The sequence below is a fragment of the Aquabacterium sp. UBA2148 genome (assembly GCF_002328915.1).
Taxonomy (GTDB): Bacteria; Pseudomonadota; Gammaproteobacteria; order Burkholderiales; family Burkholderiaceae_C; genus Aquabacterium; species Aquabacterium parvum.
In genome coordinates, this window is record NZ_DCXA01000222.1 from 3,512 (window position 1) to 19,724 (window position 16,213).

At 68.0% G+C, this 16,213-nt stretch carries 14 protein-coding genes; 4 read left to right on the forward strand and 10 right to left on the reverse strand.

Going from position 1 to position 16,213, the window contains the following annotated elements; all coding sequences use genetic code 11:
* Positions 1-46 precede the first annotated feature (46 nt).
* Complete coding sequence (locus B2W70_RS12560; RefSeq protein ID WP_286746140.1) at positions 47-877, forward strand: HDOD domain-containing protein; 831 nt, start codon at positions 47-49, stop codon at positions 875-877.
* A 195-nt stretch (positions 878-1,072) separates the two neighbouring features.
* Positions 1,073-2,971: an ATP-binding protein gene (locus B2W70_RS12565; RefSeq protein WP_286746141.1), complete on the forward strand. Its 1,899-nt coding sequence runs from the start codon at positions 1,073-1,075 to the stop codon at positions 2,969-2,971.
* 11 nt (positions 2,972-2,982) lie between these two features.
* On the opposite strand, the gene B2W70_RS12570 is transcribed toward B2W70_RS12565, so the two are convergent.
* The 3 genes from B2W70_RS12570 to B2W70_RS12580 form a co-directional block, all read right to left on the reverse strand.
* Positions 2,983-3,570 carry a YceI family protein gene (locus B2W70_RS12570; RefSeq protein ID WP_058087582.1) on the reverse strand — a complete coding sequence of 196 codons (588 nt, stop codon included), beginning with the start codon at positions 3,568-3,570 and terminating at the stop codon, positions 2,983-2,985.
* A gap of 129 nt (positions 3,571-3,699) precedes the next feature.
* Positions 3,700-4,290 carry a YceI family protein gene (locus B2W70_RS12575; protein ID WP_058087583.1) on the reverse strand — a complete coding sequence of 197 codons (591 nt, stop codon included), beginning with the start codon at positions 4,288-4,290 and terminating at the stop codon, positions 3,700-3,702.
* A 74-nt stretch (positions 4,291-4,364) separates the two neighbouring features.
* The gene (locus tag B2W70_RS12580) at positions 4,365-4,943 is read right to left on the reverse strand and encodes a cytochrome b (RefSeq protein WP_286746143.1); all 579 of its coding nucleotides are present in this window, start codon (positions 4,941-4,943) and stop codon (positions 4,365-4,367) included.
* 195 nt (positions 4,944-5,138) lie between these two features.
* On the opposite strand from B2W70_RS12580, the gene B2W70_RS12585 reads away from it, so the two are divergent.
* Positions 5,139-6,389 carry a GGDEF domain-containing protein gene (locus B2W70_RS12585; RefSeq protein ID WP_286746144.1) on the forward strand — a complete coding sequence of 417 codons (1,251 nt, stop codon included), beginning with the start codon at positions 5,139-5,141 and terminating at the stop codon, positions 6,387-6,389.
* A 252-nt stretch (positions 6,390-6,641) separates the two neighbouring features.
* Positions 6,642-8,267, forward strand: coding sequence for a PAS domain-containing hybrid sensor histidine kinase/response regulator (locus B2W70_RS12590; RefSeq protein WP_286746146.1), 1,626 nt, complete (start codon positions 6,642-6,644; stop codon positions 8,265-8,267).
* On the opposite strand, the gene B2W70_RS12595 is transcribed toward B2W70_RS12590, so the two are convergent.
* From B2W70_RS12595 to B2W70_RS12625, 7 genes are all read right to left on the reverse strand, one after another.
* Positions 8,268-8,777 (reverse strand): flavin reductase family protein, encoded by a 510-nt coding sequence (locus tag B2W70_RS12595; RefSeq protein ID WP_414631060.1) that lies wholly within the window; start codon positions 8,775-8,777, stop codon positions 8,268-8,270.
* A 104-nt stretch (positions 8,778-8,881) separates the two neighbouring features.
* Positions 8,882-9,682 carry a class I SAM-dependent methyltransferase gene (locus tag B2W70_RS12600; RefSeq protein WP_321166031.1) on the reverse strand — a complete coding sequence of 267 codons (801 nt, stop codon included), beginning with the start codon at positions 9,680-9,682 and terminating at the stop codon, positions 8,882-8,884.
* A gap of 11 nt (positions 9,683-9,693) precedes the next feature.
* Positions 9,694-10,608: a ParB/RepB/Spo0J family partition protein gene (locus B2W70_RS12605; RefSeq protein WP_286746149.1), complete on the reverse strand. Its 915-nt coding sequence runs from the start codon at positions 10,606-10,608 to the stop codon at positions 9,694-9,696.
* A 97-nt stretch (positions 10,609-10,705) separates the two neighbouring features.
* Positions 10,706-12,631, reverse strand: coding sequence for a methyl-accepting chemotaxis protein (locus B2W70_RS12610; RefSeq protein ID WP_286746150.1), 1,926 nt, complete (start codon positions 12,629-12,631; stop codon positions 10,706-10,708).
* 141 nt (positions 12,632-12,772) lie between these two features.
* Positions 12,773-13,555, reverse strand: a complete 783-nt coding sequence (locus tag B2W70_RS12615) for a ParA family protein (protein WP_286746152.1) — start codon at positions 13,553-13,555, stop codon at positions 12,773-12,775.
* Positions 13,556-14,410: 855 nt separating this feature from the next.
* Positions 14,411-15,091 carry a 16S rRNA (guanine(527)-N(7))-methyltransferase RsmG gene (rsmG, locus tag B2W70_RS12620; RefSeq protein ID WP_414631061.1) on the reverse strand — a complete coding sequence of 227 codons (681 nt, stop codon included), beginning with the start codon at positions 15,089-15,091 and terminating at the stop codon, positions 14,411-14,413.
* Between the two features lie 143 nt (positions 15,092-15,234).
* The coding region (locus B2W70_RS12625; protein WP_286746155.1) for an FAD-dependent oxidoreductase at positions 15,235-16,213 on the reverse strand (979 nt) is incomplete at its 5' end.

Below are 16,213 nucleotides of genomic sequence, written 5' to 3' on the forward strand. Positions count from 1 at the left end.
ACGGTCACGCGCCTAGACTGCGGGCAAGCGACCGAGGTTTCCCGCCATGAGCATCTCTCCCCAACTGCGCAACCTGAACATCGACCTGCCGGCTTGTCCGAGCACGCTGGTCAAGCTGTCCCTGCTGATGTCCGACGAGAACAGCTCGACGGACCAGCTCGCCGCCCTGATCGAGACCGACATGGCCCTGTCCTCGGCGGTGGTGCGCACGGTGAACTCGGCGCTGTTCGGCCTGCTCAAGCGCGTCGAGACCGTGCACGAGGGCATCCGCTACCTGGGCATGGCGCAGGTAGCGGGCCTGACCTATGAAATCGGCCTGCGTGGCGCCTTCCCGCCCAGCCCGCTGCTGCAAAGCATCTGGGACCGCGCAGGCGTTCGCGGCCTGGCCATGGGCCGCATCGCCCGCCAGCTCGACGTCGACCCCTGGCTGGCGCACACCACCGGCCTGTTCGCCGAAAGCGGGCGAGCCGTGCTCTACGCCTACGACCGCCAGCGCTATGCCGCGCTCGAGGTCGATCCGGCCGACGAGTCGATGCTTTGCGCGGCCGAGATCGAAGCCTTCGGCGTGAGCCACTCCGCCCTGGGCGGCGCGCTGTGCCAGTCCTGGGGCCTCTCGCGCGAGGTCAGTGACTGCGTGCGCGCCCGCCCGAACAGCCCCACGCAGTGGGCCCAGGAGCGCCCCCCCGTGCAAAAGCTGCTGACCATCAGCGCTGCGGTGGACGCCCTGCTGCTCAACCCGGTGCGCTCCAGCGACCCGGCCAGCGTCTGGGCCGAGCTCGAGCCGATTTCGCACCAGGTTGGCCTGCACTTCCAGGCCTTCCAGCTGGCCACCATGCGGGTCTGCGAACGCCTGAACCTCGGCTCCGGCGAGGTCTGAGCCGCCCACGGCGTGTGCACCCCGGTTTCACGGGGTGGCAAAACGGCGTGTCCCGATGTTTGTCCCGTTGACATGACCTGCCAGCCGTCGCAGGATCGGTGTCCTAATTGACAAACATCAGGGCAGCCTGGGCAACGCACTGCGGAGCGCTTGCAGGGCAGGCCAGCCAGCATGCCTTTCGGTTTCCCCGCCTTCATGCTCCCCCTGCTCGGGGGCGAGCCCCACACCGAGCCCGAAGACCCTGAGCTCAACCGCCAGATCCGGGGTGAGCGCATCCGCATGCTGTTCGCGCCCACGGTGCCGGTGTCCGTCGTCAGCGCCCTGGTTTGTGTGGCGCTGGCCGTGGCCATCTCCGACCAGACCGGTCGCAGCTGGGCCATCGCCTGGGCAGCGCTGTGCGTGCTGGCGTCCATGGTGCGCTTGCTGCACCTGCGCGCCTACCGCCGCAGCAGCCAGCGCGACCACCCCATGTGGCTGCAAAGCCTGACCCTGATGTGCGCCTTGCACGGTGGCTGCTGGGGACTGATCGGCATGATGATGCCCATCGAGGACATGGTCACCAGTTCGGTGCTCGCCTCCACCCTGGTGGGCGCCTGCGCGGTCGGCACCTTCACGTTGCAGGCCCACCTGCGGCCCAACCTCGCCACCAACCTGCCCACCCTGGTGCCCGCCAGCCTGATGCTGCTGTCGCGGCAGGACACCTACGGCTTCTTCGGCGGCCTGGGCCTGCTCTCCCTGATGGCGCTGATGCTGTTCGAGAGCCGCCGCGCCGAGCGCCGCATCACCGAGCTGCTGTGGCTGCGCTTCACCACCGACCGCATCGCCCGCGAGCGCACGCACGCCCTGGTGCTGGCCCAGCGCCACAGCGCCGTCAAAGACCAGTTCCTGGCCACCATGAGCCACGAAATGCGCACGCCGCTGCACGGCATCCTGGGCCTGGCGCGCCTGCTGCGCGACCGCCTGCCCGAGCGCCCCGGCGTGCTGCACGAGTCGCGTCACCAGGTCGAGCTGATCGAACGCGCCGGCGAACACCTGCTGCACATCATCAACGACGTGCTCGACTTCTCGCGCATCGAAGCGGGCAAGCTGCAGATCCAGCACGCCACGTTCGACCTGCGCACCCTGATCGACGAGATCATCGAGTTGCAACGCGTCACCGCCCAGGAAAAGGGCCTGCGCCTGCTGGCCGACGTGCGCCTGCCCCAGCCCTGCTGGGTCAGCGGCGACGCCTCGCGCCTGCGCCAGATGCTGCACAACCTGCTGGGCAACGCCATCAAGTTCACCGACCTCGGCGAGATCCGCGTGCGCGTGGCCACCGAACCCCAAGGCGGTGGCAGCACGGTCACCTTCCACATCCAGGACACGGGCGTCGGCATCCCGGCCGACCAGCTCGGGCTCATCTTCGACGCCTTCCACCAGGTCGACGGCAGCTTCGTGCGCCGCCACAAGGGCACCGGCCTGGGCCTGACCATCACGCGCGAGATCGCCCGCGCCATGGGCGGTGACGTGGCCTGCGACAGCGAAGTCGGCAAAGGCTCTGTGTTCACCCTGAAGGTGCCCCTGCACCCCGTGGCCACGCCGGCCCAGGCGCCCGCTGCGGCGGTCTTCTCGGCCTCACCGATGCCCGCCTTCGCCGTGGCCCAGGCCACATCGGCGGGCAACGAGCCCGGCGCCTCGGCGGTGCCGCGCATGAGCGGCCGCATCCTGCTCGTCGAAGACAACCCGGTCAACGCCCTCGTGGCCGAAGCCAACCTGGCCCGCCTGGGCCTGGACGTCACGCGCGCCGAAGACGGTGCGCAGGCGCTGTCCTTGTTGCAGCACCTGGAGCGGCCCTTCGACCTGGTGCTGATGGACCTGCAGATGCCCGAACTCGACGGCATGGAGGCCACGCGCCGCCTGCGCTGCTGGGAAAACGACCAACGGCTCGAACCGATCCCGGTCGTGGCCCTGACGGCCAATGCGTTGAGCACCGACCGCGCCCGTTGCCTCTCAGCCGGCATGGACGACCACCTGCCCAAGCCCTTTCGGGTGGAAGAACTGCTGGCGGTGCTGCAAAGGCACCTGCCGCCAACGGCATCGGCCGTGGCGGCCTGAGCTTCAGCTCGTCACTGCTGGATGGCTTCCAGCGAGATGGTGATGGTGACGTCGTCGCCCACCATCGGGGCGTACTTGCCGGCACCGAAGTCGCTGCGCTTGATCAGGGTGCTGGCGTTGGCGCCGATGGCGTCCTTCTTGGCCATCGGATGGGCCATGTTGGCGAAGTGGCTCACCTTCAACACCACGGGCTTGGTCACGCCCTTGATGGTCAGGTTGCCTTCGATGGTCGCGGGGGCGTCACCCTCGAACACCACCTTGGTCGACTTGAAGGTCGCGGTCGGGAACTTGCCCGTGTCCAGGAAGTCGGCGCCCTGGATGTGGCTGTTGAACAGGTTCGAGCCGGTGTCGACCGAGGTCATGTCGATGGTGATGTCCACCGAGCCGGTTTTGGCAGCCTTGTCGTACACGATGGTGCCGCTGGTCTTGTTGAACTTGCTGATCTGGGTCGACAAGCCCATGTGGTTGTACGAGAAGTTCGCGTAGGTGTGGTTGGGCTCGACGCCGTAGCTCTCGGGTGCCGCAAAGGCCGAGGTGGCGAAAGCCGAAGCCAGGGCGGTGGCGGCGAACAGGCGGGTCACGTTGATGGTGCGGATCATGGAGTGGCTCCTTGGGTGAAGGGGGAAGGCAAGAAAAAGGTCGAACAGGTCAAGCAAGGTCGCAAGAGATCGACCGAGTGGAAAACGAAGACGGCGTTGACGGGAAACGGGACCAAGCGGTGGCCTCGCTCACTGCGCAGGCACGCCCTGCAGCACGAGCTTGAACTTGACCTGGACGTCGTTGGCAACGAAGGAGGTGTCGGCCCAGTCGCCCTCGCCCACCTTGAAGTCCAGGCGCTTGATCGGCAAGCCACCGGTGACGGTGCTGACGCCACCGGCTTGCGCCAGCTGCATCGGCACGACCACGTCACGGCTGCTGCCCTTGATGCTCAGCTTGCCAGCCACCTCGAACTTGCCGCCGCCCAGGGCCTTGATGCCCGTGGACTGGAAAGTGGCTTGCGGGAACTTGGCGGTGGCGAACCAGTCGGGCTTGCCCAGCTCGGGGTCGGCGTCGGCGCTGATGGTGGCGCTGGCCAGCTCGAAGCGCAGGGCGACCTGGCTGGTCTGCGGCGACTTCGGGTCGAAGTTGGTCTGAACGGCAAAACGCTTGAAGCGCCCGCTGACCGGCACCCCCATCTGCTTGATGGTGAAGCCCACCTCGCTTTGCGGTGCCACCAGGGTGATGACAGGGCTGGCCGCACCAGCGATCGGGCTCAGCGAGGCAAGCAAGAGGCCGGCGGCGCCGAAGCGCCATGCACGCAAGCGAGAAGAAACAGTCATGTCAGGCTCCAGTGGGAGAGGGAGAAAATGCATCGGCAAGCAGGGGCCGCGCCCAGGTCGCGGTGCCCGAGCCCTCAGGCCTTGCGACCGGGGCGCATGCGTTCCAGCAAACCGTCGCGATCGATGAACTGGTGCTTGAGCGCAGCGCCCACGTGCAGCACCACCAGTCCAATCAGCCCCCAGGCCGCCAGGCCGTGCAACGGTTTGATGACCTCGGCCAGCTCCGGGTTCGGCGCCACCAGGTCAGGCAGCGGCAGCACGCCGAACCACACGATGGGGAAGCCCTTGGCCGAGCTGTAAGCCCAGCCCAGCAGCGGCACGGCGAAGAACAGCAGGTACATCAGGTGGTGGGTGCCGTGGTGGGCGGCGCGTTGCCAGCCCGGCATGGCCGACTCGATCCTGGCGGGCAAGGCGGGCGGGCGGTGCGTCAGGCGCCACAGCAGGCGCAGCACCGACAGGAACAGGATCGTCACCCCGGCCCACTTGTGCCAGTTGATGAGCTTGAGCTTGGCCGGCGAGAACGGCAGGCCCTCGATGTACAGCCCCACGCCAAACGCGGAGAGGATGGCCACGGCCAGCACCCAATGCAAGGCGATGGCCGTGAGCGTGTAGCGAGCAGCGGGTGAACTGGCAGGGGAAGACACGGGTTTCATGGCACACCACCTCGGGGGCTTGTGGATCACAATGTGAAGCGTACGGTCCCTGGCTTCAGTTGGGTTGAGCGGGTTTGTCCCCTTGATTCAAATTTTCTGAATTCACAGCGCCGCGGCGCGCACACCTGCGGGTTGACCCTGATTCAGGGCCCTCCTCAGGCCTCGAAGTCGCTTCCAACAGTGGTCAACAACCTCATGGAATCCGCCGCCAAATCGAATTGGTCCACCTGGCTGTTCAGCAGCGACTCACGGCAGCGACTGCGCATCAAGCGCTCGCTGCTGGCGGCCAATGTCTTTGGGGCCTGCGCCCTGACGACCATCTACGCCGCCTGGATGGGCTTCATGTCCTTCCACGACGTTTGGCTGCTGTGCCTGGCCATCGCCCTGAACTGCAGCTTCTGGTACGGGATGCTGCGCTCGGGCCTGAACAAGCGCTTTGACGACCCGGCCCTGACCCTGCCCCAGATCCTGGCGGCGCTGACCATCATCATCGGCGCCTACTCCATCACCGGCCCGTTCCATGGCTCGACCATGATGCTGCTGGTGCTGGTGCTGGTCTTCGGTGTCTTCAACCTGAGCGCCAAGGGTGCGCGCATCGCGGCCACCTACACGGTGGGCTTGATGGGTTGCGCCCAGCTCATCAAGATGCAGACCGACCCGGTCAACTACCCCTTCAAGCTCGAGATCGTGCACTTCGTGCTGACGGCGGCCATCGTGCCGACCATCTCGCGCCTGGCCGCGCAGCTCAGCAGCATGCGCGAACGCCTGCAGAGCCAAAAGGACGACCTGGCCCAGGCGCTCACGCGCATCCAGATCCTGGCCACGCGCGACGAGCTCACCGGCCTGGTCAACCGCCGCCACATGATGGACGTGCTGCAGCAACACCGCAAACGCCTGCAGCGCTCGGGCTTTCATCGCTTTTGCCTGGCCATCATCGACCTCGATCACTTCAAGCGCGTCAATGACACGCACGGGCACGGCGTGGGCGACGAGGTGCTGCGCCGATTCGCCGCCGTGGCGCAGCAAGGCCTGCGCGACACCGACGTGCTGGCCCGCTGGGGCGGCGAGGAGTTCCTGCTGCTGCTCAACGACACGACGGCCGAACAAGCCCAGATCGGGCTGGACCGCGTGCGCGAGCTGCTGACCGATGCGCGCCTGTCCAACGAGGTGCCCGAACTGCGGACCACCTTCTCTGCAGGGCTGACGGCCTACGACTCGGGCGAGCCGCTGGACGTCTGCATCGAACGGGCCGACCGAGCGCTGTACGAAGCCAAGGCCGCTGGCCGCAACCGCACCGTCATCCACCACGGACCGCCGCAGCGTCGTCCCGAGCCGCCTCGCGATGCCCAGCCCCTGCCCGATGGCAGCGCCGATGGCGCCAGCCTGGTGGCCGCGGCGCTGCTGAGCGAGAGCAGCGAGGACGACGAAGACATGCCTGCATCCTGAAACACCCTTCTGCAAAGGCACTTGTTGCCGGCGCCGCAGACGGGTTATCCTCGCTGCGAGTTGAATGGGTCGTCTGCCTCATCCTTGCGGACGAGGCCTGACACATTCACTTGCAACCGATGAAAACATGACGGTCACGCCGGGCACACCACCCCCGACGCGATGCAGTGGAGGCGGCCGCCGCCTGATCGAACGACCCGTCAAGGGGTCGGGCAGTCGCGGGGCCGTGGGTGGTGACGCTTCCTGCCGCCCATGCCCAGCCAGCCACCCGGCACACCGCCTGCCCCGATCGACGACTTGCTGGTCGACCCGCACCAGGCCCTCGCCGATCGCCGTGAGGCCCCCTATCGCCTGATCTTCAGCCGCGCCGGCATCGGCATGGCCCGCCTGAGCCTGTCGGGCAGCATCCTCGAGGTCAACCAGCGTTTCGCCGACATCGTCGGGCGCCAGCCGAGCCAGCTCGTCGGCCTGCACGCCGACGACATCACCCACCCGCAGGACGTCGCGCCCTCGCGCGCCCACCTCGAAAGCGTGCTGGCCGGCCGCCAGGAGGGCTTCCAGACCGAGAAGCGCTACGTGCGCCCCGATGGCCAGGTGGTGTGGGCCGCCATCAACGTGGTGCTGCTGCGCGAAGACGATGGCCAGCCGCGCGAGCTGGTGGCCGTCATCGAGGACATCAGCGAGCGCCAGCGCATGCAGGAGGCCATGAGCTCGGCGCGCGCGGCCGAGCGCGCCAGCAAGGCCAAGACCGAGTTCCTCTCGCGCATGAGCCACGAGCTGCGCACGCCGCTCAACGCCATGCTGGGTTTCGCGCAGCTGCTGCGGGTCGACCCACGCCACCCGCTGCACGACGACCAGCGCACGAAGGTGGCGCACATCGAACGCGCGGGCGCCCACCTGCTGGCCATGCTCACCGACGTGCTCGACCTCTCGCGCATCGAGGCCGGCAGCCTGCCCATGTCGATCGAGCCGCTGGCCGTGGGCGACGTCATCGAGGCCGCACTGGCCATGACCAGCAACCAGGCCACCGATGCCAGCGTGCAACTGCTGGCCACCCCGCCAGAGACCGGCCTGCGCGTGCGCGCCGACCAGTTGCGGCTGCGCCAGGTGCTGGTCAACCTGCTGAGCAACGCCATCAAGTACAACCGCCGCTCGGGCCAGGTGCTGGTCGAGGCCATGGGCGTGGGTGACGAGGTCGTCATCAGCGTCAGCGACACCGGCCGCGGCATGGACGCACAACAGCTCGCCCACCTCTTCGAGCCCTTCAACCGACTGGGCGCCGAGCGCACACCCATCGAAGGCACGGGCATCGGCCTGGTCATCGTCAAGCGGCTGGTCGAGCTCATGCAGGGCCGCATCGAGGTCAGCAGCCAGCCCGACGCGGGCACGCGCTTTCGCATCTGGCTGCCACGCGCCGAGCGCCAGACCGAGGCCGAAGACAGCGACTTCGGTCAACGCGTGCGCACCAACTTCGGCAGCCTGGACACCGGGGTCGACGCCACGCTCACCCTGCTCTACGCCGAAGACAACGCCATCAACGTCGAGTTGCTGCGCCAGGTCATGCGCATGCGGCCGCAATGGCACCTGGAGATCGCGCGCGACGGCCACACGGCCATCGCCATGGCCCGCGCCGAGCCGCCCGACCTGCTGCTGCTGGACATGCACCTGGGCGACATGAGCGGCCTGGACGTCTCTGACGCGCTGATGATGGACGCGAACACGGCGATGATCCCGCGCGTGGCGCTGTCAGCGGACGTCATGCCCGACCAGATCGCCGAGGCGCGCCAGCGCGGCTTCGTCGAGTACCTGACCAAGCCGCTGGATGTCTCGCGGCTGCTCAACCTGCTGGACTGCTGCGCGCGGGGCGAGGTGCCCTGATCAGCCCGCGAAGTCGGTGACGAAGCGCCCGCCGTGGAACACCAGCGGCGCAGCACCGAGGCGGCGCCGGCAGTGCTCGACCTCGCCCACGAAGATCACGTGGTCGCCCTCGTCGTGCTGGCTGCGGTGGCGGCACTCGAACACGGCCACGGCGCCATCGATGACCGGCGCGCCCGTCAGGCCCGCCCGCCAGGCCACGCCCTCGTAGCGGTCGATGCCCTTGCGCGAAAAGCGCTCGGCCAGCAGGCGCTGGTCGGCCGCCAGCACGTTGATGGCGTAGTGCGTGGCGCCCAGGAAGCCCGGCATCGAGCTGGACTGCCGTGACAGGCTCCACAGCACCAGCGGTGGCGACAGCGACACCGAGTTGAAGGAGTTGGCCGTCAGGCCCAGCAGGCGCCCATCAGCGGCCCGCGCCGTCACGATGGTGATGCCGGTGGCGAACTGGCCCAGCGCAGCGCGGTATTCCTCCGGCGTGAAGGGCGCGGCGGAGCCGGGCGGGGAATCGGGCATCGACGACATGGGCGGAGCTTACAAAAGTTTGCAGTGTAGACGGCGCAGATCAACCCCGTCAGTCCGTGGCTGTTGCGACGAAGCTCGTCACATGCGGGTGCGCCTCATCGCCGGGGGATGCAGTAGACCCACACCGGGCGCTCGCCCGCCAGGTCCCAGCGCGCCGCCGGCGTCCAGGCCCGCCCCTCGGCGTCGCGCGCCTCGAATTCCAGGCTGACCAGCCAGCTGCCCGGGCGCATCTCGCGTCGGGCCTTGTCCATGGCGCGCGGCATGGACTCCGGTCGCTGGAAGAGGTAGACGAGGTCGAAGGCCGACCAATCGTCGGCCCACATGTCACCTCGGCGCACGGTGGCCCAGGGGCAACGCCAGGCGCTGACGGCACGCCACAGGGCGCTCCACTCGACGCCTTCGAGGCGGGCCTCGGGCAAGGCGCGGCGCAGCTCGATGAGGCCGTCGCCCATGCCACAGCCGGCGTCGAGCACGCGCGCGCCTGCCGGCAACCGCACGTGCTTCGGTAGCTCGAGCAAAGCGCCGCGCGGGGTCGGGAAGACGGGCGCGTCACGCCAGGCGCGGCGCGGGTAGGCCAGCAGCAGCAGGGCCAGGGGCGCGAGCCACCACCAAGCCATGGCCGCCCCACCCTGCCCGCCTGGCGCGCCTGAGCCGCTGGTCAGGCCCAGCGCCAGCACGCTCATCGGAAAGCCCGCCGCCACGAACACGCGCCGCCAGGCGGTGGTGGCCACAAAGGGCAGCAAGGCCGCGCAGGCCCCCAGCGCGGTCGGCAGCACCAGGGCGGCCCACAGCGGGGCGCCAGCGGCCCGCAATGCCCAGGCCAGGGCCCAGGCTGCCAGCCAGGTCAGCACAGCCGGCACGGGCCAGTTCAGGGCCTTGGCGAGCAGGTGGGTCACCCGCCGTCGGCTCAGGCCGCCTCGCCGCCACCGGCCTGGCGCAGCTTGTCGAGCAGGCCGTTGAGCTCGTCAAGGCTGCCGAACTGGATCGTCAGCTCGCCTTGCTCGCCCCGCAGCGTCTTGCGACGAATGTGAATGCCCACTTGCGCGGTGAGCAAGTCAGAGAGCTCCTCTTCCAGCCGCAGCAGGTCCCGCGTCTTCTCGCTCTTGACGCGCAGCAGCGGGGTCTGGCGGCCCTGACCCTGGGTCTTGGCGACGAGCTTTTCGGTCTCGCGCACGTTGAGTTTCTTGGCCACCACCTCGTTGGCGGTGGTGATCTGCACGGCCTTGTCCAGCGGCAGCAGCGCGCGGGCGTGGCCCATGTCCAGGTCACCGGCCATCAGCATGGACTGCACGGGCTCGGCCAGGTTGAGCAGGCGCAGCAGGTTGCTGGCGGCGCTGCGCGAGCGGCCCACCGCCTGGGCGGCCTGCTCGTGCGTGAGGCCGAACTCGGCCGTCAGGCGCTGCAGGCCCTGGGCCTCTTCCAGCGGGTTGAGGTCTTCGCGCTGGATGTTTTCAATCAGGGCCATGGCCGCGGCGGCCTCGTCGGGCACGTCCTTGACGAGCACGGGCACCTCGGTCAGGCCAGCCAGCTTGGCGGCGCGCGAGCGGCGCTCACCGGCGATGATCTCGTAGCGGCCACCGCCCACCGGGCGCACCAGGATCGGCTGCATGATGCCCTGGGCCTTGATGCTCTCGGCCAGCTCGTACAGCGAGCCCTCGTCCATGCGCGTGCGCGGTTGGTACTTGCCGGGCTGCATGAGGTCGAGCCGCAAGGTCGAGGGGGTGCCTTCGCCCGATGCGGTGCTCGGGGGGGTGTCGCTGACTTTGGGGCCCAGCAGGGCCTCCAGGCCCATGCCCAGGCCTTTGGATTTCTTGGTCGCCATGCCCGTGATTGTCGCCGCAAGCGCTTACCTTGTGCGCGGCCCGCGCGTCGATCATCAGCGGTGATGGACTCCTCAGCTGGCCGGGCCGGGCCCCAAGCTACAGCCGGAACGCTGCCACCGACTCGTTCAGCTCGCGCGCCTGCGCGGCCAGCGTCTGCGCCGCAGCGGCGCTTTGCTCCACCATGGCCGCATTTTGCTGGGTCATCTGGTCCATCTGCGTCACCGCATCACCCGCTTGCGCGACACCGGAGCTCTGTTCGCGCGCTGCGACACTGACCTCGGCGATCAGGGTCGACACGTTCTGGATGGCCGACACCATCTCCTGCATGCTCGCTGCAGCTTGAGCGCCTTGCTCGCTGCCCGCGTCGATGCGACCGACGCTGTCACCGATCAGCGTGCGGATCTCCTTGGACGCCTGCCCCGAACGCTGAGCCAGCGCGCGCACCTCGGTGGCCACCACAGCGAAGCCACGCCCCTGCTCGCCGGCTCGGGCGGCTTCGACAGCGGCGTTCAGCGCCAGGATGTTGGTCTGAAATGCGATGCTGTCAATGGTGCCGATGATGTCGGCAATGCGGCCTGCGCTCTGTTTGATCTCCTGCATGCTGGCCGCCAGCGCCTTCACAGAGTCACCGCCACGGGTGGCGATGCTGCTGGCGTTGGCTGCCAGCTCGCTGGCCTGTGTGGCGCTGTCGGCACCCTGGGCAATGGTGGTGCGCAGCTGCTCCATGGCTGCAGCGGTCTGCTCCAACGTGCTGGCCTGCGACTCGGTGCGGGCCGACAGGTCCTGGTTGCCCGATGCAATCTCGCGACTGGAGTTAGCCACGCGTTCGGCGTTCTCGCGCACCGAGCTCACCACGCGGGTGAGGGAGGCCTGCATGCGCTGCAGCGACGCCAGCACGCTGTGTTCAGCGACAGCCACCCCATCGCCGCGCGGCAGCCGCGCCGTGAAGTCGCCCTCAGCCACTTGAGAGACCAGGCGGCTCAAATCGTCAGGCTCGGCGCCCAACGAGCGCCGCACCCAGAGGCCAGTGGCCACGGCAAAGGCCAGGGCGGCGCCCAGGAACACCACGATCAAGGCCAGCATCAACGCCAGCGTGCTGCGCGTGGAATCCACACGCGCACGCAGGCTCTGGCTGAGAACATCCAGCGACGGGTCCACGGCGGCGTACATGCCGTCGATGTTGCGCGTCATTTCATCGAAAAACTCGGTGCTGGGGTGCTGAAGCTGTTCGGGTTGCACCACATGCTGGCGCACATAGACCACCGTGCGCTGGCCCAGGGCGTCGAGATCCTCCGATGTTTTCTTCAACGCTGCCGCGTTGGCTTCGCTGGTTTCCGCAGCGCGCTGCAGGTTGTGCCGCACCCGCTGGAAGGCGTCGTGCATCCGGTCGGTCAGGCCGGCGTAACGGGCACGATCGGTAGGCGTCAGCTCAGCCCCCGTCGACAAGAGGTTGGCGCCCCGCGCCCGCAGTTGCCCGGTGAATTCGATCATCTGGGGCGCTTCCTGCAGGGCGCCGATGACCAAGAAGTACGTCTCTGGTGACGGGTCGAAGATCAGGCCCCAGTGATCAAGACCTGCGGTCAGGGTGGCGATCATCTGCCCGATGGCGGCGGTGTGCAGAGCAGACGACTTTGGCCCGTCAACCTGCTGGGCGTCGACACGGGCCCGCAGCGCCTTCCACGCCGCCACGGCTTCGCCCCAGCGCTGGACCACGGGTCCATCGCCGCCACTGGACGCCAGCAACTGGGCGTAGTGGGCAACAGCCGCATCCACCTCGTCCGCCTTGGCGCGACGGGCTTGCTCAGCCTCGGTTTTGCCGCCCAGCCACACGGCACTCAGGCCCCGGTGCTGCTGCGTGACCTTGATCAACCCCAGCAGCGCGCGGCTGGGCGCGATACCCTGATATTCCTTGGCGGCGATTGCCATGTCTGCCCACGCTTTGTGCATGTACATGCCGGTAGGCACCAGCACGGCAGCCAAGCACAAGGACAGCAAAATCGCAAATCGCTGAAAAATGGACATGGGACGCCTCTGCTCAATGACGATGCTGTGTTTATCGGCACAGCACAGATCGACTTGAGGCGGCTGACGCCCTCACACTTGATGCGTGCGGACGTGACGGCCAAAGTGTGTCGCGCCCACGCTTTCGATGGGCAGGCATCGCTAAGCGAGCGATGCGTCTGCCTTCACGCGCTGCACCAACTCCTGGGCGAAGGCCACGAAAGCCTGCGCGCCCTTGGACGAGGGGTCGAACACCACGCCCGGCAAGCCGTAGCTGGGTGCCTCGGCCAGGCGCACGTTGCGCGGGATCACGGTGTCGAACACCTTGTCGCCGAAGTGCGACTTGAGCTGGTCGCTGACCTGCTGCTGCAGCGTGATGCGCGGGTCGAACATGACGCGCAGCAGGCCGATGAGCTGCAGCTCGCGGTTGAGGTTGGCGTGCACCTGCTTGACGGTGTTGACCAGGTCGGTGAGGCCTTCGAGCGCGAAGTACTCGCACTGCATCGGCACGATGACGCCATGCGCGCAGGTCAGGCCGTTGAGGGTGAGCAGGCTCAAGGACGGCGGGCAATCGATGAGCACGAAGTCGTAGTCGGTCGCAGCGGCTTCGATGGCCGTCTTGAGGCGGCGGTCGCGGCGCTCGAGGTTGACGAGCTCGACCTCGGCACCGGCGAGCTCGCGGTTGGCGCCCAGCACGTCGTAGCCCACCTTCTCGCTGCGCACGCGCGCTTCGGCGATGGTGGCGTCTTCGAGCAGCACGTCGTAGACAGAGTGCACGAGGGTGCGCTTGTCCACGCCCGAACCCATGGTGGCGTTGCCCTGCGGGTCGAGGTCGACGATGAGCACGCGCTGGCCGACCTTGGCCAAGCCGGCAGCCAGGTTCACCGTGGTGGTCGTTTTGCCCACCCCGCCCTTTTGGTTCGCGATGCAGAAGATGTGCGGCATGCGCACATTATCACCGCAGGGTCAGCACGCCGATCGCACCCAGGCGCGGGGCTGGCAGTTGCCGCACCCGCAAGCGCACGCTCAATCAGCCCTTTGTGACGCCCGATCGACCGCCTCGCTCAACCTCAGGTGTTCCCCGCTTGGGAGCACGCCGAGCGAGGGTGGGCTCGCGAACGCCCCGGCGAGCCTTGCTTTGGGCCCCTTGGGTTTTGGCCCCGCGCACTGCGGCGGCTCCTGCAGACCGGGTTGCAGGCTTTGACACGGGCTGGGTGGCCGAGGCCGAGCGCTTGTTGGCTGCAACCCGATCGGGTCGCTTCGCGGCCTGACGATCGGCGCGAAGGTTCGCCATCGCCCGAGGGGCCTGGGCGGTCTTCTTGCCTGCCTGGGCAGACCGCGCAGCGCCAGCGGCCACTTGCGCCTTTGGACTCGCCTTTGGACTCGCCTTTGAACTGGCCTTCCCACTCACCTTCTTGCTTGCATTGACCGCCAGCTTGCCCTCGGCCTTGCCCTGGGTTCGCCCCCTCTTTGCGGCCAAGGCCGTGGCAGCGCCTGCCTTGCCTTTGACCTGCGTCGGTGCAGGCTGAGCACTGTCGCGACCGCCAGCAGGCTTGCCTCGGCGAGCTGCCGCATGGGCACCCTCCCCCGTGAGCACCAGCGGTGCCGCCTCTCGGCTGCGGGGGCTGGGCTCCTCCTGGAACAGGGGCGTGTCAGGTGTCCACCCCTTGGGCGGCGCCACTTCCACCGCGCGACTGACGGCGCCCGCTTCGGCAACCGTCCCTGCTGCCCACAACGGCGGCGCAAACAAGCCCGCCGTCAGGCAGACCACCCACCATGCCTGGGGCCGGCGCGTGGCGCTCATCCGCGCACCCTCATCCAAACCAGGCAACGCTCGGCATCCAGGCCGGGCACCTGCAGTGGTTCCACGTGAAACACCTCCACGTCGTCGGGCAGCACAGCCTGCTCTTCGTCCGGCGACTTGCCCTTCATGGCCATCCAAACACCGCCTGGTGCCAGGCGCTCGCGCGTGAGGGCAACGAAATCGGCCAAGGACGCGAAAGCACGGGACGTGACGATGTCGTGCCTGGAGTTGAGGTCTTCGACCCTGGCGTGTTCGGCACGCAGGTTGGGCAGGCGCAACTCGGCCGCCACCTGGCGGATGAAAGCGGCCTTTTTGCCGACGGTGTCGACACAGCAAACCTGCACATCGGGGCGGGCAATGGCCAGCAGCACGCCGGGCAGGCCACCCCCGCTGCCGACATCGAGCAGGCGCACAGCAGGCGCAGCCCGAAGCGCCCCACCCTGCTGCCCGACGACGCCTGCAGCCGCCTCACCTGGCGCCATCGCCAAGTGCTTCGCAAGGTGCGGCAACACCGTCAGGCAATCGCTGAGGTGGTGGGTGAACATGTCCGGCGCGTCACGCAAGGCCGTCAAGTTGTAGGTGGCATTCCAGTGCGAGAGCATGCCCATGTAAGCCGCGCAGCGCTGCCGTTGCTCATCGTCCAGGGTCACCTGCAGGGCATCCAGCACCGGCGCCATCGCCTCCAGCCACTGGGCCTCCGACCAACTCACCACGCGGGAGGCCCCGGGCTTGGGCCCCTGTCGGGGTTGTGGCCTGGGGCCTTTGGGAGCGCCATTGCCGGTGTAGTTGCTGTGCCCCAGGGGGCGCTTGAAGCCTTTGATCACGCTGTCTCCCCTGTCGCTTGTGCCTGCCCCTGTGCCTGACCTTGCTGGGCCGTTTGCTCACCCGGCTGGCCGGTGAAGCCCTTGAACCGCCCCTTCTTCAGGTGAATCAGCAACAAGGAAATGGCCGCCGGCGTGATGCCCGACAGGCGAGAGGCTTGCCCCAGCGTCTCAGGGCGGTGCTTGCTCAGCTTCTGCCGAGCTTCATGGCTGAGGGCGCTCACGGCCATGTAGTCCAACTCATCAGGCAGGCGCAGGTTCTCGTAGTACGCAGCCCGCTCCACCTCGTCGTTTTGCTTGTCGATGTAGCCCGCGTACTTGATGCTGATCTCGACCTGCTCGATCACGGCCTCCGCCAGCTTGGGGCCGAGTTCAGCCGCCAGGGCCGCGCGATCAGTGGTTTCACGTGAAACATCGGCGGACGCTGTGGGTGCTTTGCCAGCCTCGGCGCGCAGGCGCGCCTGGTTGCATGCAGCCAAACCTGCCACCTCGGACACCTGGTCGTAGCCGACGCCCGGCCGACGCAGCAGGTCGGCCAGGCTGTACTCGCGCTCCAAGGCCTTGCCCACCAAGCGCTCCGCGTCGGCTGCGGGCAAGGTGGCCGGGCGCACCCAGGTGTCGCGCAGTCGCTCTGTTTCACGTGAAACAGCGTCGCGCTTGCGGTTGAAGGCGTCCCAGCGCACATCGTCCACCAAGCCGATTTGGCGACCCAACTCGGTCAGGCGCATGTCGGCGTTGTCCTCTCGCAGCTGCAGGCGGAACTCGGCCCGGCTCGTGAACATGCGGTAAGGCTCGGTCACGCCCTTGGTGATCAGGTCGTCAACCAACACGCCCAGGTAGGCCTGGTCGCGGCGCAGCGTGAAGGCGTCCTTGCCCTGCGCCTGCAGCGCAGCGTTGACCCCGGCGTGCAGGCCCTGGGCCGCGGCCTCCTCGTAGCCCGTGGTGCCGTTGATCTGGCCGGCGAAGAACAGCCCGCCG